The organism is Dellaglioa sp. CoH-57-MRSF-16 (assembly GCF_056782055.1).
In genome coordinates this window covers 253,328-279,861 of record NZ_JBXAXZ010000002.1, presented here as the reverse complement: position 1 = coordinate 279,861, position 26,534 = coordinate 253,328, and the positions used below count along the sequence as shown (strand labels likewise).

General features: G+C 31.9%; 22 protein-coding genes, 2 pseudogenes and 1 riboswitch. Of the genes and pseudogenes, 21 read left to right on the top strand and 3 right to left on the bottom strand.

The features are described 5' to 3' along the window. The first annotated feature begins 125 nt into the window (after nt 1-125). The 3 genes and pseudogenes from dnaE to pyk all read left to right on the top strand — a co-directional run. On the top strand, nt 126-3,446 hold the full coding sequence (dnaE, locus tag AC1RPH_RS03295) for a DNA polymerase III subunit alpha (RefSeq protein ID WP_481761353.1): 3,321 nt from the start codon (nt 126-128) through the stop codon (nt 3,444-3,446). A 111-nt stretch (nt 3,447-3,557) separates the two neighbouring features. Further along, nucleotides 3,558-4,526 (top strand): 6-phosphofructokinase, encoded by a 969-nt coding sequence (gene pfkA / locus AC1RPH_RS03290; protein WP_481761352.1) that lies wholly within the window; start codon nt 3,558-3,560, stop codon nt 4,524-4,526. Nucleotides 4,527-4,585: 59 nt separating this feature from the next. Next, nucleotides 4,586-6,004 (top strand): annotated as a pseudogene (pyk, locus tag AC1RPH_RS03285) (pyruvate kinase); the annotation flags it as partial. Nucleotides 6,005-6,292: 288 nt separating this feature from the next. Here pyk and AC1RPH_RS03280 read toward each other — a convergent pair. After that, nucleotides 6,293-7,837, bottom strand: a pseudogene (locus AC1RPH_RS03280) (IS1182 family transposase); the annotation flags it as partial. Between the two features lie 307 nt (nt 7,838-8,144). Here AC1RPH_RS03280 and AC1RPH_RS03275 point away from each other — a divergent pair. The 16 genes from AC1RPH_RS03275 (at nt 8,145) to AC1RPH_RS03200 (ending at nt 22,395) form a co-directional block, all read left to right on the top strand. Beyond that, a complete protein-coding gene (locus AC1RPH_RS03275) occupies nt 8,145-9,059 on the top strand; it encodes a CvfB family protein (protein ID WP_481761351.1) in 915 nt (304 codons plus the stop codon). A 163-nt stretch (nt 9,060-9,222) separates the two neighbouring features. Further along, nucleotides 9,223-9,591 (top strand): N-acetyltransferase, encoded by a 369-nt coding sequence (locus tag AC1RPH_RS03270; protein ID WP_481761350.1) that lies wholly within the window; start codon nt 9,223-9,225, stop codon nt 9,589-9,591. Continuing rightward, nucleotides 9,575-10,327, top strand: coding sequence for a segregation and condensation protein A (locus tag AC1RPH_RS03265; protein WP_481761349.1), 753 nt, complete (start codon nt 9,575-9,577; stop codon nt 10,325-10,327). The genes AC1RPH_RS03270 and AC1RPH_RS03265 overlap by 17 nt, the downstream gene beginning before the upstream one ends. A 25-nt stretch (nt 10,328-10,352) precedes the next feature. Further along, nucleotides 10,353-10,934, top strand: a complete 582-nt coding sequence (scpB, locus tag AC1RPH_RS03260) for an SMC-Scp complex subunit ScpB (protein ID WP_481761348.1) — start codon at nt 10,353-10,355, stop codon at nt 10,932-10,934. Nucleotide 10,935: 1 nt separating this feature from the next. Beyond that, the gene (locus tag AC1RPH_RS03255) at nt 10,936-11,667 is read left to right on the top strand and encodes a pseudouridine synthase (protein ID WP_409022503.1); all 732 of its coding nucleotides are present in this window, start codon (nt 10,936-10,938) and stop codon (nt 11,665-11,667) included. A gap of 51 nt (nt 11,668-11,718) precedes the next feature. Next, a riboswitch (FMN riboswitch) is annotated at nt 11,719-11,843 on the top strand. 117 nt (nt 11,844-11,960) lie between these two features. Further along, nucleotides 11,961-12,545 carry an ECF transporter S component gene (locus AC1RPH_RS03250; protein WP_409022504.1) on the top strand — a complete coding sequence of 195 codons (585 nt, stop codon included), beginning with the start codon at nt 11,961-11,963 and terminating at the stop codon, nt 12,543-12,545. Nucleotides 12,546-12,610: 65 nt separating this feature from the next. Further along, nucleotides 12,611-13,645 (top strand): helix-turn-helix domain-containing protein, encoded by a 1,035-nt coding sequence (locus AC1RPH_RS03245; RefSeq protein WP_481761347.1) that lies wholly within the window; start codon nt 12,611-12,613, stop codon nt 13,643-13,645. Further along, entirely contained in the window at nt 13,632-15,083 is a 1,452-nt protein-coding gene (locus tag AC1RPH_RS03240; RefSeq protein ID WP_481761346.1) for a RecQ family ATP-dependent DNA helicase, read from the top strand. The genes AC1RPH_RS03245 and AC1RPH_RS03240 overlap by 14 nt, the downstream gene beginning before the upstream one ends. Before the next feature lie 57 nt (nt 15,084-15,140). Further along, nucleotides 15,141-15,749, top strand: coding sequence for a LysM peptidoglycan-binding domain-containing protein (locus AC1RPH_RS03235; RefSeq protein ID WP_481761345.1), 609 nt, complete (start codon nt 15,141-15,143; stop codon nt 15,747-15,749). Nucleotides 15,750-15,803: 54 nt separating this feature from the next. After that, nucleotides 15,804-16,469 (top strand): (d)CMP kinase, encoded by a 666-nt coding sequence (cmk, locus tag AC1RPH_RS03230; protein WP_481761344.1) that lies wholly within the window; start codon nt 15,804-15,806, stop codon nt 16,467-16,469. Nucleotides 16,470-16,567: 98 nt separating this feature from the next. After that, on the top strand, nt 16,568-17,812 hold the full coding sequence (gene rpsA, locus AC1RPH_RS03225; RefSeq protein WP_481761343.1) for a 30S ribosomal protein S1: 1,245 nt from the start codon (nt 16,568-16,570) through the stop codon (nt 17,810-17,812). Between the two features lie 91 nt (nt 17,813-17,903). Next, entirely contained in the window at nt 17,904-19,214 is a 1,311-nt protein-coding gene (gene der / locus AC1RPH_RS03220; protein ID WP_409022510.1) for a ribosome biogenesis GTPase Der, read from the top strand. 198 nt (nt 19,215-19,412) lie between these two features. Continuing rightward, the gene (locus AC1RPH_RS03215; protein ID WP_409022511.1) at nt 19,413-19,688 is read left to right on the top strand and encodes an HU family DNA-binding protein; all 276 of its coding nucleotides are present in this window, start codon (nt 19,413-19,415) and stop codon (nt 19,686-19,688) included. 154 nt (nt 19,689-19,842) lie between these two features. Then, on the top strand, nt 19,843-21,102 hold the full coding sequence (locus AC1RPH_RS03210) for a tetratricopeptide repeat protein (RefSeq protein WP_481761342.1): 1,260 nt from the start codon (nt 19,843-19,845) through the stop codon (nt 21,100-21,102). A gap of 82 nt (nt 21,103-21,184) precedes the next feature. Beyond that, nucleotides 21,185-21,655, top strand: coding sequence for a GNAT family N-acetyltransferase (locus tag AC1RPH_RS03205; protein WP_481761341.1), 471 nt, complete (start codon nt 21,185-21,187; stop codon nt 21,653-21,655). Nucleotides 21,656-21,789: 134 nt separating this feature from the next. After that, on the top strand, nt 21,790-22,395 hold the full coding sequence (locus tag AC1RPH_RS03200) for a sugar O-acetyltransferase (RefSeq protein WP_481761340.1): 606 nt from the start codon (nt 21,790-21,792) through the stop codon (nt 22,393-22,395). A 96-nt stretch (nt 22,396-22,491) separates the two neighbouring features. Here AC1RPH_RS03200 and AC1RPH_RS03195 read toward each other — a convergent pair whose 3' ends face one another. Next, a complete protein-coding gene (locus AC1RPH_RS03195) occupies nt 22,492-23,322 on the bottom strand; it encodes a site-specific integrase (RefSeq protein WP_481761339.1) in 831 nt (276 codons plus the stop codon). Nucleotides 23,323-23,413: 91 nt separating this feature from the next. Then, nucleotides 23,414-24,274, bottom strand: coding sequence for a YitT family protein (locus tag AC1RPH_RS03190; RefSeq protein ID WP_481761410.1), 861 nt, complete (start codon nt 24,272-24,274; stop codon nt 23,414-23,416). Between the two features lie 173 nt (nt 24,275-24,447). On the opposite strand from AC1RPH_RS03190, the gene dapB reads away from it, so the two are divergent. Next, nucleotides 24,448-25,233: a 4-hydroxy-tetrahydrodipicolinate reductase gene (dapB, locus tag AC1RPH_RS03185; RefSeq protein ID WP_409022516.1), complete on the top strand. Its 786-nt coding sequence runs from the start codon at nt 24,448-24,450 to the stop codon at nt 25,231-25,233. Next, complete coding sequence (locus AC1RPH_RS03180; protein WP_481761338.1) at nt 25,230-26,444, top strand: CCA tRNA nucleotidyltransferase; 1,215 nt, start codon at nt 25,230-25,232, stop codon at nt 26,442-26,444. Before dapB ends, AC1RPH_RS03180 begins: the two co-directional genes overlap by 4 nt. Nucleotides 26,445-26,534 lie beyond the last annotated feature (90 nt).

The following is a 26,534-nucleotide window of genomic DNA, read 5'->3' as shown; positions in this document are numbered from 1 at the left end:
CACCTCACATTCAAAGCTAATTTTAGCACAAATAATTATTTTTGCAAAAGCTTTTTAGTGTCTATTGGGTATTGTTAAAAAGTTTTGTATAATAACATTAATAGATACGTGAAAAGGGGGATAAAATGTTTGTTCCGTTAAAAGTTAAAAGTTCATTCAGCTTATTACAAAGCACCACTAAAATTAATGATCTTGTTCAAAGTGCTAAAAGTAAAGGCTATAAAGCAATTGCCTTAACAGATAATAATACATTGTATGGTGCAATTGATTTTTATAATGCCTGTCAAAAAGCTGAAATTAAGCCAATTATCGGACTAACGTTAGATATCTCCGGTTTAATCGAAACAAACCATGAATATGAATTGACCTTTATTGCAAAAGATAAACAAGGTTATCAAAATTTAATGCAATTATCGACCTTAAAAATGACCTTAAATGATGATAAGTTAAACTTTAGTAGTTTAACTAACTATTTAGACGGTTTATTTATATTATCACCTAGTGAAAAAAGTGAATTTAGTTATTTAATTGAACAAAGTCAAATATCCGATGCAAAAGAATTATTAGCCAAATATCAAAGCTTAATAGGTTCAGAAAATATTCGAGTTGGCCTATCTCACTTAATGGATAAAATTACGGCACAATCAATTAAATCTTTAGCTCAAAATTTTGATATTCGTGTAATTGCGCTAGATGAAGTAGCTTATTTGGATGCTGAAAATCAGTTTGATATTGATGTGTTAAAGGCAATTAGTACTGGTGAAACGATTTTAATTAATAAAGTTGATGAACAAATTCAGGGAGAATATGCATTAAGAAATCCAAAAGAGATAACGGAGCAATATCAAGAATTGCTAATGGCAGATGCAATTCAAGAAACCCAAAATTTAGCAGATGAAACGTCTCTGGAATTAACATTCTCACAACCCAAACTACCTGAGTATCCATTACCTAATAATGAAACAGCACATAGTTATTTGAGAAGTATGTGTAATACTGGATTAAATGAGCGGTTTCCAAATGGTGTACCTAAGGAATATAAACAAAGATTAGAACTTGAGTTAAACGTTATTCAACAAATGGGATTTGAAGATTACTTTTTAATCGTTTGGGATATTATGAACTATGCTCATTCGCAAAATATTATAACTGGCCCAGGACGAGGGTCATCTGCTGGATCGATCACAGCCTACGTTTTAACGATTACGGATGTTGATCCAATTAAATATAATTTATTGTTTGAACGTTTTTTGAATTCAAAACGTGTTCAGATGCCGGATATTGATTTAGATATTCCAGATGATAAACGTGGACTAATCCTTAATTATTTACATCAAAAATATGGACATTATCACATGGCTCAAATTATTACATTTGGCACAATGGCAGCAAAACAGGCTTTGAGGGATGTTGGTCGAGTATTTGGTGTATCACCTTTTGAAATGAAAGGGTGGAGTGATTCAATTCCAAATGTTTTGAAAATTACGTTGACAGAGGCGCTAGCACAATCACAAAAATTACGTAATTTAGTTAATGATAGTTCCAAAAATAAAAATATTTTTACAATTGCGCAGCATATCGAAGGGATTCCAAGACACTACTCTACGCATGCAGCAGGGGTCGTATTGAGCCAAATTGATTTACGAGAAGTGGTTCCGTTACAAAATGGAAGTGAGGATATTCTTTTAACGCAGTATTCTAAAGATATAGTTGAAAATGTTGGTTTATTAAAAATCGATATTTTAGGTCTACGTAATTTAAATATTTTAGATCAAGCTGTAACACAGGTTAAAAAGAATTATCAAGCAGACTTCAATCCAGCATTCATTAATTTAGAAGATGAAAAAACATTAGCTCTTTTTAGATTAGGTGATACATCCGGTGTTTTCCAATTTGAATCTAATGGTATCAAAAATGTTTTAAAAAAATTACAACCAACATCTTTTGAAGATATCGCAGCTGTAAATGCGTTATATCGGCCGGGTCCGATGGAAAATATAGATACATTTATTGCACGAAAACATCATCTTGAAAAAATAACATTTCCGGACAATAGTTTAAAACAAATTCTTGAGTCAACCTATGGTGTATTAGTTTATCAGGAGCAGGTTATGCAGGTCGCATCAAAGATGGGTAATTTTACACTTGGTGAAGCTGATTTACTACGCCGAGCAATGAGTAAAAAGAAAAAAAAGACTATTGATGAAATGCGTACTCAGTTTATCAATGGGGCATATGATAATGGAATTCAAGAAGATGTAGCTAAAACAGTTTATAGTTATATTGAGCAGTTTGCTAATTATGGATTTAATCGTTCACATGCCGTTGCCTATAGTAAAATTGCTTTTCAATTAGCCTATATTAAAGCTAATTTTCCAGCTGCATTTTTTGAAGCTATTTTAAATTCCGTTGGTAATAATCCGCAAAAAATAAAAGAATACTTAGTGGAAGCAAAGCAATATCATGTAATAATTAAATTACCTGATATTAATATGAGCGAGGTAGGTTTTAGTTTAAGACAAAATATTGTTTTATTTGGATTAAATAGTATTAAAGGACTTAGAAAAGACTTTATTGAACATATCATTACATTACGGAAAAAAGAATTGTTCACAGATTTCCAATCCTTCCTGCATCGGATAGATAAAAAATATTTAAATGAGGAAAATATTTCAGCTTTAATATATTCTGGGTGTTTTGATCAATTTGAATATAATCGTGCTGAGTTGATTAGTGCTCTACCAGAATTAATTAGTAGTATTGATTTAAGTGGAAATAATACTAATTTATTTGAATTATTAACACCTAAGATAGCAAGACAATCAAACTTTCCATTAATGGTTCGATTAGAAAAAGAATCACAATATTTAGGTGCGTATCTTTCGGGACATCCGGTTGAGAAGTATCGGAAACAGCTAAATCAAAGCGATTTTAAAAAAATATCGGAAATATCTGATAAGACACATGTAACCATTTTAGTTAATCTTACGAGAGTAAAAGTTATTCGAACAAAGAAGGGTCAACAAATGGCCTTTGTAAATGGTTCGGATGAAACAAGTGAGATTGATTTGACAATATTTCCTGATTTATTTCGACAGAAAGAATCTTTACTTGAAAAAAATAAGGTCGTTGTCGTTTCGGGGGATGTTGAAACAAATAGAGGATTACAAATTATTGTTAAAAAAATAGAATTAGCAGATGATTATTTTAAACGAATAACTCAAAAAAAATGGTTTTTGAAGATTACTAAAGAAACAACAAATGAAAAAATAGAAAAATTAATGCAAACCATGAAAATAAGGTTAGGTCAAACACCGGTTATTTTGTACTATGAAAAAGACAATCGTAAAATTAGTTTAGATAGAACTTATTGGTTAAGGAACGACAAAGAAACACATACAGCGCTTACAAAAATATTAGGTTCTGAAAATGTCGTCATTAAGTAATTTATTCTTGAAAATACTGAAAATATTTTCACATTTAACAAGACAACTTTTCTGAAAAGTGTTAATATAGTGAGTGAAATATGTACTTAAATTACTTATTGAGGTGAAGAAATGAAACGCATTGGTATTTTAACAAGTGGTGGAGATGCGCCAGGTATGAACGCTTCAGTTCGTGCTGTTGCACGTCGTGTAATTGGTGAAGGATTAGAAGCATACGGTATTAATTATGGTTTTGCTGGTTTAGTTGCTGGCGATATTCATAAAATTGAATATGCTGACGTTGATGATGTTATTCAACGCGGTGGAACAATGTTATATTCAGCCCGTTATCCTGAATTTGCAACTGCTGAAGGACAATTAAAAGGTATCGAACAACTTAAAAAGTTCGGTATCGATGCTTTAGTTGTTATCGGTGGGGATGGTTCATACCATGGTGCTTTAGCACTCACAAAACGTGGATTTAACGCTGTTGGTATTCCAGGAACAATCGATAATGATATTCCTGATACAGATTTCACAGTTGGATTTGATACAGCTGTTAACACAGCTCTTGATGCAATTGATCGTATTCGCGATACTGCTCGTTCACATCAACGTACGTTTATCGTTGAAGTAATGGGTAGAAATGCTGGAGATATTGCTTTATGGTCCGGTATTGCTGGTGGTGCTGATGTTATTGTTATTCCTGAAAAAGGATATAACATGCAAGAAATTGCAGACAAGCTCAACAGTAACCGTGAACATGGTAAAGATTCAGGAATTATCGTATTAGCTGAAGGTGTTATGGGAGCTAGTGAATTTGCTGCTGAATTAGACACATATGGTAATTTTGAAACACGTGTGACTATTTTAGGCCATACACAACGTGGTGGCGTACCAACTGCCAAAGATCGTGTCTTAGCAAGTCGTTTTGGTGATTATGCTGTTCAACTTCTTATGGAAGGTAAAGGCGGATTAGCAATTGGTATTAAAGACAACAAATTAGTTGCTGAAGATATTGTTGCAACGCTTGAAGAACATAAACATCATACAGATTTGAGTCTTTTAGACTTAAATACACGACTTTCAACACCAAAATAATATAATACTGTTATTGTTATTTATAAATAATAAGTAAACTAAGAGGAGATCATAATCTAATGAAAAAAACTAAAATCGTAAGTACACTTGGTCCAGCCAGTTCAGATCTTGATACAATTGTTAAATTAATCGAAGCCGGTGCTAATGTTTTCCGTTTCAACTTTTCTCATGGTGACCATGAAGAACATTTAGGTCGTATGACATTAGTTCATGAAGCAGAAAAAATTACTGGTAAAATGGTTGGTATCATGCTTGATACTAAAGGTGCAGAAATCCGTACTACTGTTCAAAAAGAAGGTAAAATCAACTTTGAAATTAATGATATTGTTCGTATTTCAATGGATGATTCACTTGAAGGAACAAAAGAAAAGATTGCTGTTACTTACCCAGGTTTAATTGAAGATGTTCATGTTGGAGGCCACGTATTGTTTGATGATGGTCTTATCGATATGAGAATTGATGAAATTGATACAGCTGCTAACGAATTAGTAACAACTGTTATGAATTCTGGTCGTTTAGGTTCACGTAAAGGTGTTAACGCTCCTGGTGTATCAATTAACTTACCTGGTATTACTGAAAAAGATTCAGACGATATTCGTTTTGGTTTAGATCAAAACATTGATTTCATTGCTGCAAGTTTTGTACGTAAACCAGCTGATGTTTTAGATATCCGCGCTTTACTTGAAGAAAAAGGAATGGAACATGTTCAAATCTTCCCTAAGATTGAATCACAAGAAGGTATCGATAATATTGATGCTATTATGGAAGTTTCTGAAGGATTAATGATTGCCCGTGGCGATATGGGTGTTGAAATTCCTGCTGAAAATGTTCCTTTAGTTCAAAAAGACTTAATCAAAAAATGTAACGCTTTGGGCAAACCAGTTATTACTGCTACTCAAATGCTTGATTCAATGCAAGAAAACCCACGTCCTACACGTGCTGAAGCATCTGATGTTGCTAATGCCGTATTTGATGGAACAGATGCAACAATGCTTTCAGGTGAAAGTGCTAATGGTGACTACCCTGTAGAATCAGTTGCAACAATGGCTCGTATTGATGAAAAATCTGAAAATGCATTGCGTGCACATAGCTCATTTGCATTAAATGAATTTGACAAAAATGATGTTACTGAAACTATTGGTCGTGCTGTTGCTGAAACAGCTGATAGCTTAGGTATTAAAACTATCATCGCTGCTACAAAATCTGGTCAAACAGCACGTATGATTTCTAAATACCGTCCTGACTCAGATATTTTAGCTATTACTTTTGACGAACAAACTCGTCATGGTTTATCAGTTAACTGGGGTGTTCACCCAATCATTGCTGAAAAACCAGCATCAACAGATGCATTGTTTAGTTTAGCAACTGAAAAAGCTAAAGAATTAGGTTTCGCTAAAAAAGGTGACCTTATCTTAATCACTGCTGGTCTTCCAGTTGGTGAAAAAGGAACAACAAACAGTTTGAAAGTTCAATTAGTAGACTAATTATATTAAGGTTCAAGTACATGATGAACCTAAGTTAGTATATCGGTAAGACATTGGTGACGAAAAATGTTATTGGGTTAATCATGAATATAATTGACTAATTAAGATAATATTGATCAGGTTGTATCAATCCTTACTTGAATATTTTAAAATTGGAAAAGGGGCTGTGACATAAGTCCCTTCAATAAAGTTCAAAATAAGGCTCCGGAAATCATTTTTTGATTTCTGGAGCCTTATTTCTTTTTATTTAAAAAAATATAGAAAACAGAAGTATTATTTACCTCCTAAACTGGCTAATTTTTGGATATTTAATGCCATTACTATCAAACCTGCTTCCTTTTTAACCTTCTCAATCCCTCGCAATAGAAATTGATTGAACGGCAAAGAGGCCTTCATTCGACCAAAAACGGATTCTACATCAATTTTACGGTGCGCGTAAATTTGACCCGTTTCTGGTTCAGAAAGTCGTTCACATTGTTGTGCCTTAAAATATTCCCAAGATCCGTTAACTTGAATCTTACGACGTGCACCTCTAAGTGTTTTAGCCGCAGGAATAATTATCTGATTCTCATCTAGTAACTCTGCTTGATATTCTTTAAATTCACGAACTATTCCATATTTATCGGTTCTTTTCCGATACGCTTTAAAGTTAAATCGCACGCCGTGCGGATCAATATAGTAATCATTATTTTCATGATAATCCCAGTTCATAACTTTTCTATCATCAGTTCGCCATTTTTTGCTTTGTTCTCTAATCATGGTACCGTAAGGAATTATAGCAGTTTGATTTGGTAATTCATCTTCAATGAAACGATAGTTTGATTCTGATCCATATCCGGCATCGGCAACAATGTATTTATCTAATTTATTATGAGTACTTAACGTTTTAAGAAACGGTTGAAGTGTTCTAGTATCTGTTGGATTTTGAAATAATTGGTAGCCCAAAATAAATTGGTTACTGGTCGCAATTTGTAAGTTATAAGCTGGCTTAAGTTGACCATTTAACATTGGATCTTCTTTAATACGCATAAAAGTTGCATCATGATCAGTTTTAGAATAGCTATTTCGAGTACCGTATATTTTCATTTGTGCTTCATGTTCACTTAATTTATGTTGGCGTTTAGTTAATTGATTCTTCTTAGATTTTAGGGTTCTTCGAATTCTTTTAGCTGGATTGGGACTTATCTTCTTAGTTCTTGAAACTTCCTGGTCTAATGCTACTAATTTCTGATCAAGTCGATCGATAACTTCTTCAATCATTTCTAGTGTTAGATTGGAGCCTTCTGGGACTTTACAAGCAGCATGCGCTGTTTTTAATTCAACTAGTAGCTCTAAAATCGCTTCGCGATTCATTTGATCAAAACGTATTGTATTCTTTTTCCAAATAAAACTATATTTATTAGCATTAGCCAAAACCTTAGTACCATCAATAAAGATGGCATCACTAATCATATTTTGTTGTCGTAAATATTCGACTAAGGTATCTAAACTGCGATCAATTAAATCAGTTAATTCATTCGACGTTCTAAATCGGACAATAGTTCGGTAAGATGGCATTTGCTCTTGTGTTAACCAACGTGCCGATAAATTTTCTTGTGCTAGTAAGGCGACCCGACGACTACTAAAAACACCTCGAGTTATAGCAAAAAGATATAACTTCAATAAAGCTGAAAGATTATATTCACGGGGGCGACCAAAAAGATAAGGTTCTTTTATTTCTAATTTTTCGATTAGCGTATTGATATAACACGCAGTGTTATTCTTTTCTGGTATATAGTCAGTTGAGATGGCTAAACAAGTCTGATTTATGTTATAATAATTTTGCATTTTTAAGTCCTTTCGAGGATTAAATTAAGGAGCATTGGGGGTCGAAGGCCAGTGTTCCTTTTTATTTTTCTAATTAGATAATATATTAAAAAGTAGTAAAAAGAAACAAGTCTCCCGAAATCAAAAAAGATTTCGGGAGACTTGTTTAATATCATATTGAAGAGACTTATGTCACAGCCCCTTTTTTATTACACAATATTTCTATTCAATTGGCTATTAAGCCTAATATCAGGTAAAATGTGAGTATGTAATTTTAAAATATGAATAAAGAAATATAAAATAATATTTTTTTGAATGGGAGAAATAAATGAGTTCAATAATGGGACAAGTTGTTACCGCAATGGTAACTGATGAGAATGATACAGAATTTTTAGTACAAAAAGATAGTATAACAATGCATTTATTGAAAGATGAAAAAAACAGTCAATTAGCGAACGGTTCGATGGTTACAGGCTTTGTGTATGAGAACGAAGATCATGATTTGAGTTTATCAACAATAATTCCTAGAGCTGGCATTGATCAATATGCATTCGGAGACGTTGTAAAAGTTAGAAGAGATTTAGGTGTCTTCGTTGACATTGGTTTACCAGACAAAGATGTAGCAGTTTCACTAGATGATTTACCAGAAATGAAATCACTTTGGCCAAAAGCTGGTGATCGATTAATGGTTGGACTTAAAATTGATGCCAAAGATCGTATTTGGGGTGATGTTGCGGACGAAGAAATGTTTCGATCAATTGCTAAGAAACCTGATGACTCATTAAAAAATAAAAATATGAAATTTACAGTTATTCGCTTAAAAATGATTGGAACTTTTGTAATTACTGATGATGATTATCTTGGATTTATCCATCCATCTGAAAGATTTAATGAACCTAGATTAGGTCAAGTATTAGAAGGACGTGTAATTGGAATTAGAACTGACGGTACAATTAATCTATCTATCAAACCACGTGCCTATGAAGCAATTAGTGATGATGCAGCAATGTTGATTGCTGCATTAAGTCATAATGATGAAAAAACATTACCTTTTACTGATAAAAGTAATCCAGAAGACATTAAAGAATATTTTGGTATCAGCAAAGGTCAATTTAAGAGAGCTGTTGGACATCTGCTAAAAGAGCGTTATGTTAAACAAGAAGATGGTAATCTTATTTTAATAAAAATGCCTGAGGAATTTGAAACTAATAATGATGAATTAATTAACGAAACAGATGATTAATAGAAAACTATTTTAGTAGGTAAGAGATAATAAATAAAATTATTTGAAAATATAATTTATTAGTTCAACGTTAAATTAATATATCGGTAACAAACAAGTATATTAGTTATTTTTAAATATATGAATTGTCTCATGAATGCCGTGCGTGTAGAGGAGAACAATAATGCTTATTAAGTATAAGAATGATTATGAAAAAATTGCGATGGGCTTGTTGTCATTTATACCTGACTTGAAGGATGTTACTAGAATTAATTTAGCAATTAAAGGTTATCAAGATACAGAAAATCGAGATTTGTATCTTTGGAAAAATGAGGCAGGTAATTTTACTGGTATAGTTGGTATTGAAAATGATGGCAACGTTGTCGTAGTTCGGGCAATATCATTGAGTCCAGATGAAAGACATAAAAAAGTTAGTTTTTTGATTCTGAACGCTGTATTATCGCTATATCCTGATAAAAAAATCATGGGTACAATTGATACTACAAAATTAATTGAAAAATGGGAAATGCAAAAAAATGAGTCAAAAATTTAAATCTATTAGTCAGGTAACATTAAAATTAACCTCTTTTGAAGGACCACTTGATTTGTTACTGCATTTAATCAAAGATTCTGAGATGGATATTTATGATATTCAAATTTCAGAAATAACAGAGCAATATTTAACTATTATTAAAGATACTACGAATATGTCATTAGATGTGATTGGTCAATATTTAGTGATGGCTTCAACGTTGATGAAAATTAAGAGTCAAATGTTATTACCGGCAGAATTTTCCAATGTAGAGGAAACTCAAACTGATCCAAGGGCAAGTCTAGTCGAACAATTAATTGAATATCAAATTTTTAAAGAGGCGGCTGGAGAGTTGAGCGTCAGGGAAAATAAACGTGCGAATTATTTTTCTAAGGAACAAAGTAGTATTCCTAAAAATAGATTTGATAAACCTCAACTTGATATACCTGGCCTGGATTTAGAAACACTTGAGAATGCTTTTAAAAGAGTTTTAATAAAGCAAATAAATCATCAACCAATTGAGAAAAAAATTAATGTGCAACTAGCATCACTCTCTGATAAAATATCAGAAATAAAAAAAATCATTCTAAATTCAAATAAGAGTTTAATATTTAGTGATTTTTTTGAAATAACAACAACGGTTGATGAAATTGTTGTTACTTTTCTGGCAATATTAGAACTTTCAAAATTAAACCAAATTAAATTGAAACAAGCAAATAGCCATGAAATGATTCAGATTTTAAAAATTGAACCATAGATTATTGTATTAAGGAGGTACGAAGGTGAGTCATTTAGCAAATATTGAAGGACTTTTATTTGTGAGTGGGGATCAAGGAATATCTCTAGCAGAATTATCTAGATTAACTGGATTATTGAAATCAGCAGTTAAAGAACAACTTGAAAAATTATCATTAAAGTATAAAAATGATATAAATTCTAGCTTGGAGCTAATTCAATATAATGATTGTTATCAATTAGTAACAAAAGAGAAATTAGCAGATTTAATTAAAGATTATTTTGAAAATCCTAATTCAAGAAGACTTTCTAATGCAGCACTGGAAACGCTAGCTATCATTGCTTATAAACAACCAGTGACACGACTTGTAATTGATGATATCCGAGGAGTTCAAAGTTCAGGATCACTGCAAAAATTGATTGCTTTAGATCTAATTCGTGAAAATGGACGTCTTGATGTACCAGGAAGACCTATTATATATGTAACAACGACGCAATTTTTAAATTATTTTGGATTAACTGAACTAAAAGAACTTCCAGTGATTAGTGAAAATCAAGATTTTGATGGAGAAATAGGTAAACTTTTTTTAAATAATTTTAACGAAAAATTACAAGAAAATGAGGAATAATATGGCAGAGGCAGAAAGATTACAAAAAGTTATGGCGCAATCAGGTGTTGCGTCACGAAGACAATCCGAAAAAATGATTTCAGAAGGTCATGTTAAGGTGAATGGTAAGGTTGCAAGTGAGTTGGGTATTAAGGTCACAAGTGAAGATAAAATTGAAGTTGATGGTATTCGTTTAAATGAAGAACCATTAGTCTATTATTTATTCTACAAACCAAGAGGAGTTATTTCGGCTGTTAAGGATAATAAAGATCGTAAGGTTGTTACGGATTATTTTCCAGGTGTAAGGGAAAGAATTTATCCAGTCGGTCGATTAGATTATGATACTTCTGGATTATTATTAATGACAAATGATGGTGAGTTAGCCAACAAAATGACTCATCCAAAGTATAAGATTGACAAAACTTACGTCGCTAAAGTGAATGGTATTCCATCTAATGATGATTTAAAAACGTTACGTCAAGGAATTGTAATTGATGGTAAGAAAACGGCTCCTGCTCATTCAAAAATTATTTCAGCAGATAAAAATAAGCAAAAAGCAATTGTTTCATTAACAATTCATGAAGGCCGAAATCATCAAGTTAAAAATATGTTGGCAGAGGTCGGACATCCAGTGGAAAAATTAAAACGTGAAACTTATGGATTCTTAGATTTATATGGATTAACTTCGAGTCAATACCGTGAGTTATCTGAAGAAGAAGTTCATGCATTGAAAAGTATCGCCGAGCGTAAATAATTGTAACTTATTTTATCCTATGTTATATTTTGTAGCGTAATAAAATATTTGGTTCGTCTTCAGGGGCAGGGTGTAATTCCCGACCGGCGGTTATAGTCCGCGACCCACATTGTATATGTGGCTGGACTGGTGTAATTCCAGTACCGACAGTTAAAGTCTGGATAAAGAAGATAGGGCTTATTTGAGTAAGTAATTTCAAATGAACTCTGTTAATCTTTAGTGATTAATGGCGTTCATTTTTATTTACTTGAAAGGTTCTTCATTGAAGATGGCCTTCCAGGAGGTTTTCTAGTATGAATCGGTCACCAGTTTATAAAGTTGTGATTACAGCGTTCTTAGCTGCAATCTCATACGTATTAATGTTTTTATCTTTCCCAGTAATTTTTCCGTATTTAAAAATTGATTTTAGTGATTTACCAATTTTAATTGGATTTTTTATTTTGGGACCAATGAGCGGTGTGATGGTTGCCGTCGTTCGTTCATTGCTGTATCTAGTTTCAACTGGAACAGATATTGCCAGCTTGATAGGTGTTGGAAGTAATTTCTTAGCATCAATGGCGGTATCATTTCCAGCATATTATCTTCTCAAAGGTAAAGGAAACCTTAAGCCAACACTTGGAAAGAGTATTTTGGCAGTTTTAGTGAGTACCTTTGTACTAACTGCTGTATTATCTATTGCAAATTATTTTGTAATTCTACCAGTGTACTTGAATGTTATCGGTATGAATATCGGAATGTCAGTATCCAAGTACGTTATTGTTGGTATTGTTCCTTTTAATATTATAAAAGGAATTCTGGTCGTTGGGTTATTTAGTCTTTTATATCAGAGAATGTATGGTTGGGTTCAGTTAAATAATAAAAAATATAAACAACTATAGTATAATTAATGAGGGAGAATTCTTAAGTGATTCTTCCTCATTTTATTTTATAAGGATGGTATTTTATGGTTGAAGATTATCTCTTACAAATGTTTAATGTCGAATATCGGCGACCTAATGTAATATTTAGCATTATTACAGGTCGGAATACTGTTTCCAATATATATTGGGGAATGCGTTATGATTTGCTAGATTATTTTAGTATTGATCCTCAATTTACAAATGAAATATATCAAAAAATACTTTCTAAGTTGAAACAAAATAAATTACTCACTGAATCTAATGGGCAAGTTCGGTTAACGCAAAATGGTTTAATTCGACAAAAAAAAGCGAAAAGCGATTTATATCAAATTAAGCACCCTAAATTAATAAATCAATATAAATTTAATGAATGGTCAGAAACTTGTATTTTAGCTATACAAGTTGTATCTGAACTTAGCTTTGTTAATCGTCATTATTATCCTGTCGTAACATCCGAATTAACTAAATTTAATATCAAAAAATGGATTTCTAATAATGACAAAACAATACTAACAAAACAAGTTAATTTAGAATTACGATTGTTCGTGCAAAAAATTGATACAAATTCTAGTTTAATATTTATGAACAAATTAATTGGTCATAATCTTAATGGATTGACCAATAAACAGTTAGCAAATGAGTTGAATCTATCAGAAATGGAGATTCAATTAATATACAGAGATACAATAAATTTTTTTGCTAGTTGGATTGAGGAGCAAAAACAAAGTGTGTTCAAAGAATTAGTTCAGTCAATTCTAAAAACAGGAATTATTTCTGAAAGTGCAAAGGAAACGATGAGATTAATTACTATGGGCCTATCTGTTAATGATGTGGCTAAAAGTAGAGGATTGAAGACTAGTACAATTTTTGAACATTTACTTGAATTAGCAATGATTAGTGAAAAATTTCCATTTGATACTTTTTTAACAAAAAAAATAGTTAATGATTTATCTGAAATTATGGGGAGAGATATTGATCAAGTACCTTTTAAAATAATACAAAATAAGAAACCTGATATAAATTTTTTCGATTATCGTTTGTATCAAATTTATAGGAGTAAAATAGATGTCCAAAATTAATTTAAAAGAAAAATTGATGGAATACTTTGGATTCGATTCATTTATGATAGGCCAAGAAGAAACCATAGAAACTATCTTATCTGGTCAAGACACGTTATCAGTACTACCTACAGGGACTGGGAAATCATTGTGTTATCAGTTAGCTGGCTATCTTATGAATGGTACGACAGTTATCGTTTCACCGTTGTTATCTTTAATTCAAGATCAAGTTAGTCAATTTAATTTTCGTGGTAATGGGACAGCTATTGGATTAACATCAATATTGAGTTATTCTGAAAAAAAATATGTGTTAAAAAATATACAATCTTATAAATTTGTTTATTTATCTCCTGAAATGCTAAGTCAATTTGAAGTGATAAATGCCCTTAAACAAATAGATGTATCACTATTTGTTGTAGATGAGGCACATTGTATCTCCACTTGGGGACCAGATTTTAGGCCTGATTATTTGGATTTGAATAATGCAATTGTGAAACTTGGTACACCTTGCGTTTTGGCGTTGACAGCCACAGCTGCACTAAATATTCAGAATGATATTATGACACAATTAAAAACAGAAGGTCGAGATTTTCATAAAATCATTAAATCGGTTAATAGAAGTAATATTTTTTTAAGTGTCTTAAAAGTGCATGATGAATCTGATAAAAATAAGCAATTATTAAATTTATTGAATAAAATCAAGGGTGTTGGAATCGTTTATTTCTCGAGCAAGAAAAAGGCAAATGAGGTCTCAGATTTAATAAATAATAACACTGGATTAAGGTCTGAACCGTACCATGCTGACTTGAATGATATGGCAAGGTATACGGTACAAAGACAATTTATGGAAAATCAAATAGATGTTATATGTGCAACAAGCGCTTTTGGTATGGGTATTAATAAGAAAGATATTAGATACGTTATCCATTATCATATGCCCGCTGATTTTGAAAGCTACGTACAAGAATTTGGCCGATCTGGACGAGATGGCCAGCAGAGTATCGCAATTGTTTTTTCTCAAGAAAATGATGTGTTTCTACAAAGAAACTTAATTGATTTAACCATTCCAGATGATGATTTTATTAGGATGTATTTTAAAAAACATAAGGAATTAGTTGGTCTTGGAGAAGAAAAAGGTAAACTGTTAGATTATTACTATGAGAAACAAAGCTCAGTTGAAGAGGTGCAGTTCCTTTTTAGACAAAGGAAAATTGAAAAAGAAACTGGATTACAAAATATGATAATGTTTGTTAATTCAAGTAATTGTCGAAAGCAACAAATTTTAAACCATTTTGGAGAATCGAAATTAATAGAACATGATGAATTCTGTTGCTCAGCGTTATTTAATGTGGATGTACTTCAAAAGATTGGATTAGAAAAAAAGATAATCAAAAATGATGACAAGCAGTTAATTCAATCAACAGATAATATTATTTCAAGATTGTTTAAATTATCTTGAGAATAATTTGGATTATTATGGTAAAATAATGATAATTGTTTTTAGGAGGATTGAAAAATGAGTGATAAAAAAGATAATTCAGAAAAAAAGCCTTGGGAAAAATCATTCGAAGACGATAGAGACGATAATGGAAATTATTCTCGATCAGCGAATAGACGTAAAAGTAAAAATAGTTCATTATTAACTACGGGGTTATTAGTTGTTTTTGTAGCTATTATTATTGGAACGATTGCTTTTTATATTGTTGAAAGTAACAAAGTATACCAACCAGAAGATAGAACCACAAGCGAGAGTTCAGTAAGTAAAAAAATAGTTACCAAAACTGATGATTCTGATAGTTCTAGCTCAAGTGCTAAGAAAAGCTCTGAATCAAAAGAAAAAGCTAGTTCTGAATCGAAAGAAAAAGCATCAAAAGAAAAAGCTAGCTCTGAATCAAAAGAGAAAGCTAGTTCTAGCACTAATTCAAGCTCTAGCTCAGCGTCTAGTGAATCAACCAGCTCTGATAGTTCATCAAGTGCATCTTCAAAGTCATATGTAACTGTCGAAGCAGGACAAGGCATATATCGTGTTGCAGCAAACAATGGGTTAACTACAGAACAACTTCTACAAATGAATCCAGGGTTGACTACTTCTATTAGTGCAGGACAAAAAATAAGAGTTAAATAATATACATATGGGATTGATATCTAATCAATCCCATTTTTATGGAGGAATTACTTGATGAAAAATAATATCCAAATTGCAATTGACGGACCGGCATCCGCAGGAAAAAGCACTGTCGCTAAATTAGTTGCTAAAAAATTAAATTATGTTTATTGCGACACTGGGGCAATGTATCGAGCAATTACTTTTGAAGCAATGGCAAAGAATGTTGCGCTGGATAATGATGATAAGTTAGTTAGTCTATTAAAAGATACAATAATTTCTTTTAAACCAGCAAATCCAGAACAATTAGTCTATATAAACAATATAGACATAACACAAGCAATTAGGCAACCTGAGGTAACTAATAATGTTTCAACGGTTGCTGCTCAAGAAGGTGTACGCAAGGAATTAGTTAAAAGACAACAAGAAATTGCCGAAGATGGATCAATTGTTATGGATGGTCGTGATATCGGAACGACAGTATTACCAAATGCTGAAGTTAAAATATTCTTAGTTGCGAGTGTTAAAGAACGTGCTCTTCGCCGATTTAAGGAAAATCAAATTAAGGGTATTAATACAACACTTGATGTTTTAGAGTTTGAAATTGCCGAACGAGATCGAAAAGATTCTACACGTGAAATTTCTCCGCTTATTCAGGCAAAAGATGCTATACTTGTAGATACGACTTCAATGAATATTGATGGGGTCGTACAGAAAATTATGGATATAATTAACAAATAATAAAATAAAATGTGAAAAATGAGTATTAGCACTAGTAATTACTCTTCATTTCAGCTAAAATAATAAATAGAGTTTATTCGCTAAGGAGGACATTGTCCATGAGTAATATTGAAGAAAATAATGATTTACTAGAAGCATTAAATAGTGTAAGTGAAGTTAAGGTTGGTTCTGTTATAAAAGGTGAAGTTTTAGCTATCGATGATGCTAAACAAGTCATTGTTGGTATTGAAGGCGCCGGTGTTGAAGGTGTTGTACCAGCTAAAGAACTAGCACTTAAAGCTGGTGAAGAAACAGAAGACGTTGTCAAAATTGGTGACGTTATGGATTTAGTTGTTATTTCAAGTATCGGTGGCGATAAAGAAGGTGGTAGTTACTTACTATCACAAAGAAGAATTGCTGAACGTGAAGTTTGGAATGACTTACAAAAATTAGCTGATGATGATGCTACAATCGAAGCTACAGTAACACAAGTTGTTAAAGGTGGATTAGTTGCTGATGCTGGTGTGCGTGGATTCGTACCCGCTTCAATGATTGATGATCGTTTTGTTGAAGATTTATCAAAATATAACCATCAAACATTAGATTTCAAAATTATTGAAATTGACCCAACTGAAAATAGATTAATCTTATCACATAAAGCAATTGTTAAAGCTCAAAGAGATGCTCAAAAAGTAGAAACTCTTAAAACTTTAACAGTTGGTGAAGTTGTAACAGGAACAGTTGCCCGTTTAACTAACTTCGGTGCATTTGTTGATCTTGGTGGTATTGATGGACTTGTTCATATTTCAGAAATTTCTTACAACCGTATTTCTAAGGCAGAAGATGTCTTATCAGTTGGTGAAGAAGTTAAAGTTAAAGTATTGGCAATCGATTTAGATAAGAATCGTATTTCATTATCAATCAAACAAACATTACCTCAACCATGGGATAATGTTGAAAATGATATCCATGTAGATGACGTCTTAGATGGTACTGTTAAACGTTTAACGACATTTGGTGCATTTGTTGAAGTTATGCCTGGAATTGAAGGATTAGTTCATATTTCACAAATTTCTTACACACATATTGCTACACCAGGCGAAGTTTTAAAAACTGGCCAAGCTGTTCAAGTTAAAGTACTTGAAGTACATCCAGCAGAACATCGTTTAGCTTTATCAATTAAAGCTCTCGAAGAAAAACCAGCAACAGAAGAAAAACCTGAAAAGAAAAAAACAGTTAAAAAAGCTGCACCAAAAGCTAAAGCTCCTAAATCAACAATGAGTGGTATGCCAGAAGAAAGTACTGGTTTCACACTTGGTGATATTTTAGGTAAAGCATTAGAAGATGCAGATACTAACAAATAATTAAAATATTATTTTTAAGTAACGACTGAACTGTAGTTCAGTCGTTTTTATTATTTATTACAAAAGATATTTAGAGAGTGAGGTACTATCTATGGCAAATCCTGTTGTAGCAATTGTTGGACGTCCTAATGTTGGAAAGTCCACAGTTTTTAATAGAATAGCCGGGGAAAGAATTTCAATTGTTGAGGATACTCCTGGTGTTACACGAGATCGTATTTATGCTCATAGTGAGTGGTTAGCGCAAAAATTTAGCTTGATTGATACTGGTGGTATCGATATCGGTGATGAACCCTTTTTGACGCAAATCACTGAACAAGCACAAATCGCAATCGATGAAGCTGATGTTATTGTTTTTCTTGTAAGTGTAAAAGAAGGCGTAACGGATGCTGATGAGAAAGTGGCTAAAATTTTATATCGTTCTGATAAGCCAGTTATTTTAGCGGTTAATAAAGTTGATAATCCCGAGTCTAGACAAGATATTTTTGATTTCTATTCATTAGGATTTGGAGAACCATTTCCAGTTTCTGGTAGTCATGGCCTTGGGGTTGGTGACTTATTGGATGAGATTACAAAGAAATTCCCTGAAAATATTCCTGATGAAGATGACAGTCGAATTAAGTTTAGTTTGATTGGTCGTCCTAACGTGGGTAAGTCTTCATTGGTGAATGCAATCCTGGGTGAAAATCGTGTTATTGTTTCACCTATTGAAGGGACTACACGTGATGCAATTGATACAGCTTTTGATACTGAAGAGGGCGATATGTTCTCAATGATTGATACAGCTGGTATTAGAAAACGCGGAAAAGTATATGAAAATACTGAAAAGTATTCTGTACTACGTGCCATGCGTGCTATTGATCGTTCAGATGTTGTTTTAGTTGTGTTAAATGCTGAAGAAGGTATTCGGGAACAAGATAAGAGAGTTGCAGGGTATGCCCATGAAGCAGGACGTGGTATCATTATCGTCGTAAATAAATGGGATACTCTTGAAAAAGATAATCATTCATTATCTGATTTTGAGGCTAATATACGTCAAGAATTTGCATATCTTAGTTATGCTCCTATTATTTTTGTGTCTGCAATTACACAGCAACGATTATCTAAGATACCCGAATTAATTAAACGCGTAAATGAAAATCATAGTCGTCGTATTACATCTTCAGTATTAAATGATGTCATTATGGATGCAGTAGCCCATAATCCAACGCCAACTGATAATGGAAAACGTTTAAGAATTTACTATGCAACACAAGTAGCAATACAACCACCTACATTCGTTGTATTTGTTAATGATACTGATTTGATGCATTTTTCATATGAACGTTTCTTAGAAAATCAAATTAGAACATCGTTTGATTTTGAAGGAACACCAATTCATGTTATTGAAAGAAGAAGAAAATAATTCAAATTGATAAAACGCTACCATGCCATCTTTTTTTCTGCTAAAGTAGTTAAATACCTTGATGTAATACGTTTTGTATGGTATCTTAAATAAAGAATTAGTAGAGTAATCTCTGGTTCTATTATTATTATTTATTTTAAATAATAATGGCTGAATATTTTTAAATATTCGGACACATTTTAGGGGAGGTGAAACATTATGGCAAACAAAGCACAATTAATCGAAAATGTTGCAAAAGAAACAGGATTGACAAAAAAAGATGCTACTGTCGCAGTTGATGCTGTATTTGGTTCAATCCAAAGCACATTAGCTACAGGTGAAAAAGTTCAATTAATCGGTTTCGGTAACTTTGAAGTACGTGAACGCGCTGCTCGTAAAGGTCGTAACCCACAAACTGGTGAAGAAATTCAAATCCCTGCAAGTAAAGTACCTGCATTTAAACCAGGTAAAGCTTTAAAGGATTCTGTTAAATAATACTTAGAAAAAGCTAGTACAATTCATTTTGTACTAGCTTTTTCAATCTATAATTTATTTTATAGACAATAGTTATGTACGAGATTACTAGCTATTGTGTGTATGATAGATTAAACTAAACCATATTAATTTAATAATGAAGGGAAGTTATTTAATGACGCATTCAGAAATTATGCTAGACTACTTGGACGAAGGACAAATTGATGAGGCAATGAAAGAATTTGCCAGAGCATTAAGAAAAGACAATGATGCAACATTATTTAGTTTAGCAGAAGAGTTATATAGCTTAGGTTTTTTAGCTCAATCTAAACGTACTTATGAAAGATTATTAGAAAAATATCCAGAAGAAGATACTTTAAAAACATTCCTGGCAGATATTGCAATTAGTGAAGGAAAATCTGATGAAGCACTTAACTATTTGTCAGAAATTGAAGAAGATTCAGAAGCTTATCTTCAGTCTCTTATGGTTGCTGCCGATTTATATCAGACACAAGGTATGTTTGAAGTTAGTGAAAATAAATTATTAACTGCATATAAGTTGGCTCCTGAAGAAGAAGTTATCCAATTTGCTTTAGGCGAACTATATTTTAATACAAAACAATTTAGTCAGGCAATCGGATTTTATCTTGAATTAATTAAATCAGGACAGACTGAACTGTCACAGGTTAACTTAGTACAAAGATTAGGTGTTAGTTACGCAAACAGTGGGCAGTTTGAAAAAGCAATGGCATATTTAGAACAAATTCATTTAGAAAATATGGACTCTGATACTAAGTTACAGATGGGTTTAACCTATCTACAATTAAATGATCAACAAAAAGCAATTGATATTCTTTATGATTTGAAGGAAGAAGATCCTTCGTATACATCCTTATATCCAATTCTTGGTCAAGCACTTTCAGATGAGAATAGATTGAATGATGCTTTACTTGTCTATCAAGAAGGGTTAGCGGTTGACGAGGTAAATGATACATTGTATGAACAGGCAGCGACTGTTGCCTTAAAATTGGACGATGAGAAGCAAGCTGAAAAGTATTTAAATAAAGCAATTGATATTAATCCAGATAATACTGGCATATTATTACAATTAAGTAATTTATTAGTTAAGCAAGAACGTGATGATGAAGATATTAAATTACTAGAAGATATCAAGAGCGACGGAGATGTAGATCCTCAAATATTTTGGAATTTAGCTATTTCATATGAAAGACTTGAAGATTATGATAAAGCTGAAGAAAATTATTTAGAAGCATACCCTTATTTTACTAATCAAGTTGACTTTTTAAGATCTGTTATATTTATTTTTAGAGAGAACGGACGACAAGAGGAGTTAAAGGACGCAATTAAACATTACTTAGCTTTAGTACCTGATGATCAAGAAATTATTGATATTCAAAATGATATAAATTATTAAAATAAAACGTTTATATCATTCTTTTGGTATAAGCGTTTTTTGTTAGCAATTTGTAAGATTTGCTTAAAGAAGGGGAAGTAAAATGATTACAAATCAGATAGTGATACCAAAATTAGAAGATAGTACTGAAATATTTAATTTAATTAGTCGTAATCGTCTTGAATTAAGTGAGTGGCTTCCATGGGTTAATGCTATGAAATCGATTAATGATGAAATAATTTTTTTAAGAGACTCTTTTAAGGATGAAACTAAATTAATTTTCGCTATAAAAATTAATAAGAATATCGTTGGCATGATTGATTTACATGGAATAGATTTACATATGGGAACTGCTGAGGTTGGTTATTGGTTAGACAAGTCGTATGTAGGACGCGGAATAATGTCAAAGGCCTTAACAGAACTTGAGAAACTAGCTATAAAGGAATATAAGTTAAAAAAATTAAAAATAATACTAGATTTGAATAATATAAAAAGTTTGAAAGTAGCTAAGACTAATAATTATCACTTTATAGAACAAAATGACCAAAATTTAATTTTTGAAAAGAGATTATAGAATTTATGATGGTATATTTATAAATGATATTATTATTTTTTGCTTTTTAATTGCTATTAAGGATATAATTTTAGATAGGTAATGTTGTTTAAATGGCGATTAATTATCTAAAATTATATATCGGGGGTAGGGACATGAAAGATTTAAACGAAAAAGAAATTGAACGATTGAGTAAAAAAAGTATTACTGAGAAAATTATAGATGGCGATTGGTACCAATATTCTAAAGAAGAATGGGCTCAAAAAACTGTTAAAACAAGTGCACAAACTATTTATAAAATAAATAAATTGGCGGCTCATGATACGAATGATGCAGATAAAATGCTTAAAGAATTTTTACCTAATATGGAAAAATCTGCTGAAATATATTTTCCAATTTCAACTATAGAATGGCCGGAAATGTTAAAAATAGGGTCAGGCACATTTATTAATTCTAATTTACAGATTTTAAGTGCAGGACAAATAACAATTGGAGAACACTGTTTCATTGGGCCTAATTGTCAGTTATATACACCTAATCATCATTCTATGGACAAAAATTTACGTCGTGAAGGATGGCAATATGATGCACCAATTACAATTGGTGATGATTGTTGGTTTGGTGGATCAGTGATTGTTTTACCTGGTGTCACGATTGGAAATAATGTCGTCGTTGGTGCTGGTAGTGTGGTAACAAAAGATGTACCTGATAATGTTTTAATCGCAGGTAATCCAGCACGAATTATTAAGACTATTGGTTAGATAAAGTTATGGCGAAAAGTAGCATAATTTAAAAATATTTGGGCAACAAAAAGGAGCTAGAATTTTTCTAGCTCCTTTTTGTTGCTCTTTTAAGGTTTATATGATTAATTTTTGTTCAATAATTAAATGACGGTAGTATAAAAGTGAATTTGGATCAATTCTTAACGTCATCATAATTTCTGAATCTGTCATCGTATTGTTAGTGAGAATAGAAAAACAAATAGCTGACTGGTACAGCAGACGTGGTGAAACATTTGGCGCAATAAATTGTAAATCTTTCTTTAAAAATTTATGTAGACCAGGTAAAGATAATAAAGGTGCTTCAACATTTTTACGCAGTTTTAAAAAGCAATCGTTGGAGTTTTGTAAAATTTGTAGTTGTTTAATATAGGTATTGAATTGCTTCAAAAATAATTCCTCTGTTTCCGTAAATGTTAATTGTTTAAAGCTAACGAAAAAACCAGGTTGTAAGATTTCTGAAATTTTAAAGAAATGCCGTGTCATTAATAAAACAAGTCGAGAATAGTAGCTAATTTCTGAATTTAAAAGATAAGAGTCGAAGTCTATTAACCAATTGAAGGTTATAACAGAATTTGCGATATTTTTTTTCCCTTTTAACATTAATGTTGGAATATGAGTATTTATCTGATGGGTAAATAAATATTTAAAATAACCATTCAGATGCGATAAAACCTTAGTATATGTTGAATTTTTAATATTTCTTTTATCTTGAAGCATAGTTAAATATTGACGAACGTCTGATTCTAAGATAGTTTCAACCATTATTGAATTAGAGAATGCATCATTAAAATTTAGAAGATAGTTAAAAAAATCATGAATATCGTAGTTATATTCTAAAATTGTTGATGGGGACAAAGAGTTGGATTCTAATGATAAATTAAAAGCTTTTTGATAGGGATAATTCATTTAATTGCCTCCTTTAGTAATAAACAATAAGTTACTTTAACTATATCACACTAATAAAGCGCACTGCAAAAATCGCAGTGCGCAAGACCAATCATTTATTAAAGATATTAGTGATATTAGTGATTTTATTCTTTTTTTGTCGATTAAAACTAAACCCTTGTCCCAGTACTTCATTAACACTACTAATTGAAACAAAAGCATTTGAATCCTGGTTTTGTAATATTTCCTTCAACTGATGAAGTTCATTACGGTTGATAACAACATAAATCATTTTTTTATTTTGGCGAGAATAAGATCCCTCACCATTGATGTAACTAACACCTCTGCCTAATTTATCCCAAATTTCATTAGTTATAATTTGATATTGGTCACTAATTATTAAGATGCCAAGTCCAGAATAACTACCTTCAAGAGTGAAGTTAACAATTTTTGAGAAAACATATGAGCTTAGTAGGGTATACATCATATGCCTTAAATCTAAGTAGCTAAGTGATATGACCAAAACAGCAATATCAAGGGCAAGAATTGTCTTACCCATTTGAATACCACGTGTTTTTTCAAAAATTCGAGCCACTACATCAGTTCCACCAGTAGTACCACCAAAACGATATACTAAGCCTGACCCAAGGCCACCAAAAGCACCAGCAAGGATACCTGCTAAAAACAAATCATCATTTACATTAATTTGAATCGGAACACGTTGCCAAATCCATAAGAAAAGAGATAACATTATTGTTCCATATATAGTATAGACTAATGATCGTTTACCTAAAAAACGGTAACCAATAAGGATTAATGGAACATTAATTGCAATTGTTGAATACGCAGGATCAATATGAAACCAATAACGTAAAATTAAAGTAACTCCGGTTATACCACCTTCAGCAAGATGGTTTGTTATATTAACGGTTGCTAATCCAAATGCATAAAAACAACAACCTAACGCAATCATTACTAAATCGATTATTTTAATTCGTTCATTTTTTAAGATTAGTTCTACCCCCTGAAATAAATTCAATATAAATATCATACCATATTATCGATGAATGTCTGCTGACTATCATTTTAAATCTAGTATAAATCTGTTAAACTAGATTGTATTAATTAAAGATGAGGAGGATTACTATGATTAAAGTTTTGGTTGCTGGATTTAAAGGACGAATGGGTGCCACTACAACAAATATGATCTTAGAAAATCCATTATTTGAATTAGTTGGAGTCTATAGTACTACAGCTACAGAAAAAAATATAAATGAAATTACTGACTATAAGACAGAGAATGTCCCAATATTCAATAAGCTAGATGAAATAAACGTAGTTTCCGATGTTTGGATTGATTTTACTGTCCCAAGTGTTGTTTTCGAAAATACTAAATTTGCTATTTCGAAACATATGTCACCAGTTATTGGGACTACGGGTTTATCGGAAAATAATATAGCTGAACTTAAACAATTATGTAAAACAGAAAAATTAGGTGGATTGATTGCTCCTAATTTTGGTATTTCAGCTGTTTTATTAATGCAATTTGCGCAACAAGCTGCTAAGTATTTACCTGACGTTGAAATTATTGAAATGCATCATGATAATAAATTGGATGCTCCAAGTGGTACAGCCTTAAATACCGCAAAATTAATTGCTGAAGTTCGTAAACCTAAAATTCAAGGCAACCCTGATGAAAGAGAAACATTACCAGGTGCGAGAGGTGCAGCCTTTGAAGGCATGAGAATTCATAGTGTCCGTTTACCAGGCTATGTTGCTCATGAACAAGTCTTATTTGGTGGCGAGGGTGAAGCATTAACTATTCGTCAGGACTCATTTGACCGTATTTCATTCATGTCTGGTGTTGCATTAGCTACTGAAAAAATTGGACAATATAAAGAATTACTAGTTGGATTGGAAAATATATTATGATAGTTTCCAATCTTGCGGATGATTTCATTAATGCTGAACCAGTGATTAAAGCCATTGAAAATGCTGGTTTTGAAGCATATTTTGTCGGAGGAAGTGTTAGGGATACTATCTTAGGATTACCAATCCATGATATTGATATTGCCACTAGTGCATACCCTGAGGAAATTAAGGAAATTTTTAATAAGACGGTAGATACAGGTATTCAACATGGGACTGTTATGGTTTTAGATCATGGAGAAGGTTATGAAATCACCACATTTCGAACAGAATCAACTTATCAAGATTTTAGACGTCCAGATCATGTTGAATTTGTACGCTCTTTAGAAGAAGATTTAAAACGTCGTGATTTTACAATCAATGCCTTAGCAATGACACATGATGGACGGATTATTGATTTGTTCAACGGACTACAAGATTTAGAAAATCACATCATTAGAGCTGTTGGCACTGCTGATGAACGTTTTAATGAAGATGCTTTACGAATGATGAGGGCAATTAGATTTGCAAGCCAATTAGATTTCACAATCGAAATGGAAACGAAGAAAGCATTAAATAAACATGCACCACTATTGAAAAAGATTGCTATTGAACGGATTCATATTGAATTTATTAAATTACTGTTGGGAAAAAATCCTCAAATTGGACTTCGACATTTTGTTGAATCAGATTTAGTAAAATATTGTCCCGAATTTAATAATTATTTATCGGAACTAACTGATATGTCAAAAATGCAATCAATTAAACTTACATCAGAAGTAGCTGCTTGGTCGTTAATTATTCATGTTCTAAAGATAACAGAAACTAATATTAATCATTTTCTAATCTCATGGAAAAGTTCAAATGAGTTAATTACACACGTTCAAATAGTTATCAAAGCACTTAACGGTATTATTCATGATTCCGTTAATCGAGAACTGATGTATGAAACTGGATTAGAATTATTATTAATTGCAAATGAAGTTGCAGCAATATTTAATAGTAATTTAGATGCAGAAATGCTGACAGTTGCTTATACTGCACTTCCAATTAAGTCTAAAAAAGACATGGCAATTAATGGACGACAGTTAATAAAAGATGTTGGTATTCAACCAGGTGAAAAATTAGGCCAAATTTTATCCATATTGGAAAATCGTATTTTACTAGAAGAAGTCCCAAACGAATCAACTCAATTATTAAAAGTGGCTAAGCAACTAATGTTAAAATTAGCGTAAAAAAAGAGATTAAATATCATTTAATCTCTTTTTTTACAAAACATGCTTAGTAATACAAATTATAAAAGAGAATCAATTAGATAAGAGAGT

What these genes read in the sequence shown, in the direction of transcription:
- dnaE (WP_481761353.1), top strand. Translation starts at nt 126, where the DNA reads ATGTTTGTTCCGTTAAAAGTTAAAAGTTCATTCAGCTTATTACAAAGC.
- pfkA (WP_481761352.1), top strand. Translation starts at nt 3,558, where the DNA reads ATGAAACGCATTGGTATTTTAACAAGTGGTGGAGATGCGCCAGGTATG.
- AC1RPH_RS03275 (WP_481761351.1), top strand. Translation starts at nt 8,145, where the DNA reads ATGAGTTCAATAATGGGACAAGTTGTTACCGCAATGGTAACTGATGAG.
- AC1RPH_RS03270 (WP_481761350.1), top strand. Translation starts at nt 9,223, where the DNA reads ATGCTTATTAAGTATAAGAATGATTATGAAAAAATTGCGATGGGCTTG.
- AC1RPH_RS03265 (WP_481761349.1), top strand. Translation starts at nt 9,575, where the DNA reads ATGAGTCAAAAATTTAAATCTATTAGTCAGGTAACATTAAAATTAACC.
- AC1RPH_RS03255 (WP_409022503.1), top strand. Translation starts at nt 10,936, where the DNA reads ATGGCAGAGGCAGAAAGATTACAAAAAGTTATGGCGCAATCAGGTGTT.
- AC1RPH_RS03250 (WP_409022504.1), top strand. Translation starts at nt 11,961, where the DNA reads ATGAATCGGTCACCAGTTTATAAAGTTGTGATTACAGCGTTCTTAGCT.
- AC1RPH_RS03245 (WP_481761347.1), top strand. Translation starts at nt 12,611, where the DNA reads ATGGTTGAAGATTATCTCTTACAAATGTTTAATGTCGAATATCGGCGA.
- AC1RPH_RS03240 (WP_481761346.1), top strand. Translation starts at nt 13,632, where the DNA reads ATGTCCAAAATTAATTTAAAAGAAAAATTGATGGAATACTTTGGATTC.
- AC1RPH_RS03235 (WP_481761345.1), top strand. Translation starts at nt 15,141, where the DNA reads ATGAGTGATAAAAAAGATAATTCAGAAAAAAAGCCTTGGGAAAAATCA.
- cmk (WP_481761344.1), top strand. Translation starts at nt 15,804, where the DNA reads ATGAAAAATAATATCCAAATTGCAATTGACGGACCGGCATCCGCAGGA.
- rpsA (WP_481761343.1), top strand. Translation starts at nt 16,568, where the DNA reads ATGAGTAATATTGAAGAAAATAATGATTTACTAGAAGCATTAAATAGT.
- der (WP_409022510.1), top strand. Translation starts at nt 17,904, where the DNA reads ATGGCAAATCCTGTTGTAGCAATTGTTGGACGTCCTAATGTTGGAAAG.
- AC1RPH_RS03215 (WP_409022511.1), top strand. Translation starts at nt 19,413, where the DNA reads ATGGCAAACAAAGCACAATTAATCGAAAATGTTGCAAAAGAAACAGGA.
- AC1RPH_RS03210 (WP_481761342.1), top strand. Translation starts at nt 19,843, where the DNA reads ATGACGCATTCAGAAATTATGCTAGACTACTTGGACGAAGGACAAATT.
- AC1RPH_RS03205 (WP_481761341.1), top strand. Translation starts at nt 21,185, where the DNA reads ATGATTACAAATCAGATAGTGATACCAAAATTAGAAGATAGTACTGAA.
- AC1RPH_RS03200 (WP_481761340.1), top strand. Translation starts at nt 21,790, where the DNA reads ATGAAAGATTTAAACGAAAAAGAAATTGAACGATTGAGTAAAAAAAGT.
- AC1RPH_RS03195 (WP_481761339.1), bottom strand. Translation starts at nt 23,322, where the DNA reads ATGAATTATCCCTATCAAAAAGCTTTTAATTTATCATTAGAATCCAAC.
- AC1RPH_RS03190 (WP_481761410.1), bottom strand. Translation starts at nt 24,274, where the DNA reads ATGATTGCGTTAGGTTGTTGTTTTTATGCATTTGGATTAGCAACCGTT.
- dapB (WP_409022516.1), top strand. Translation starts at nt 24,448, where the DNA reads ATGATTAAAGTTTTGGTTGCTGGATTTAAAGGACGAATGGGTGCCACT.
- AC1RPH_RS03180 (WP_481761338.1), top strand. Translation starts at nt 25,230, where the DNA reads ATGATAGTTTCCAATCTTGCGGATGATTTCATTAATGCTGAACCAGTG.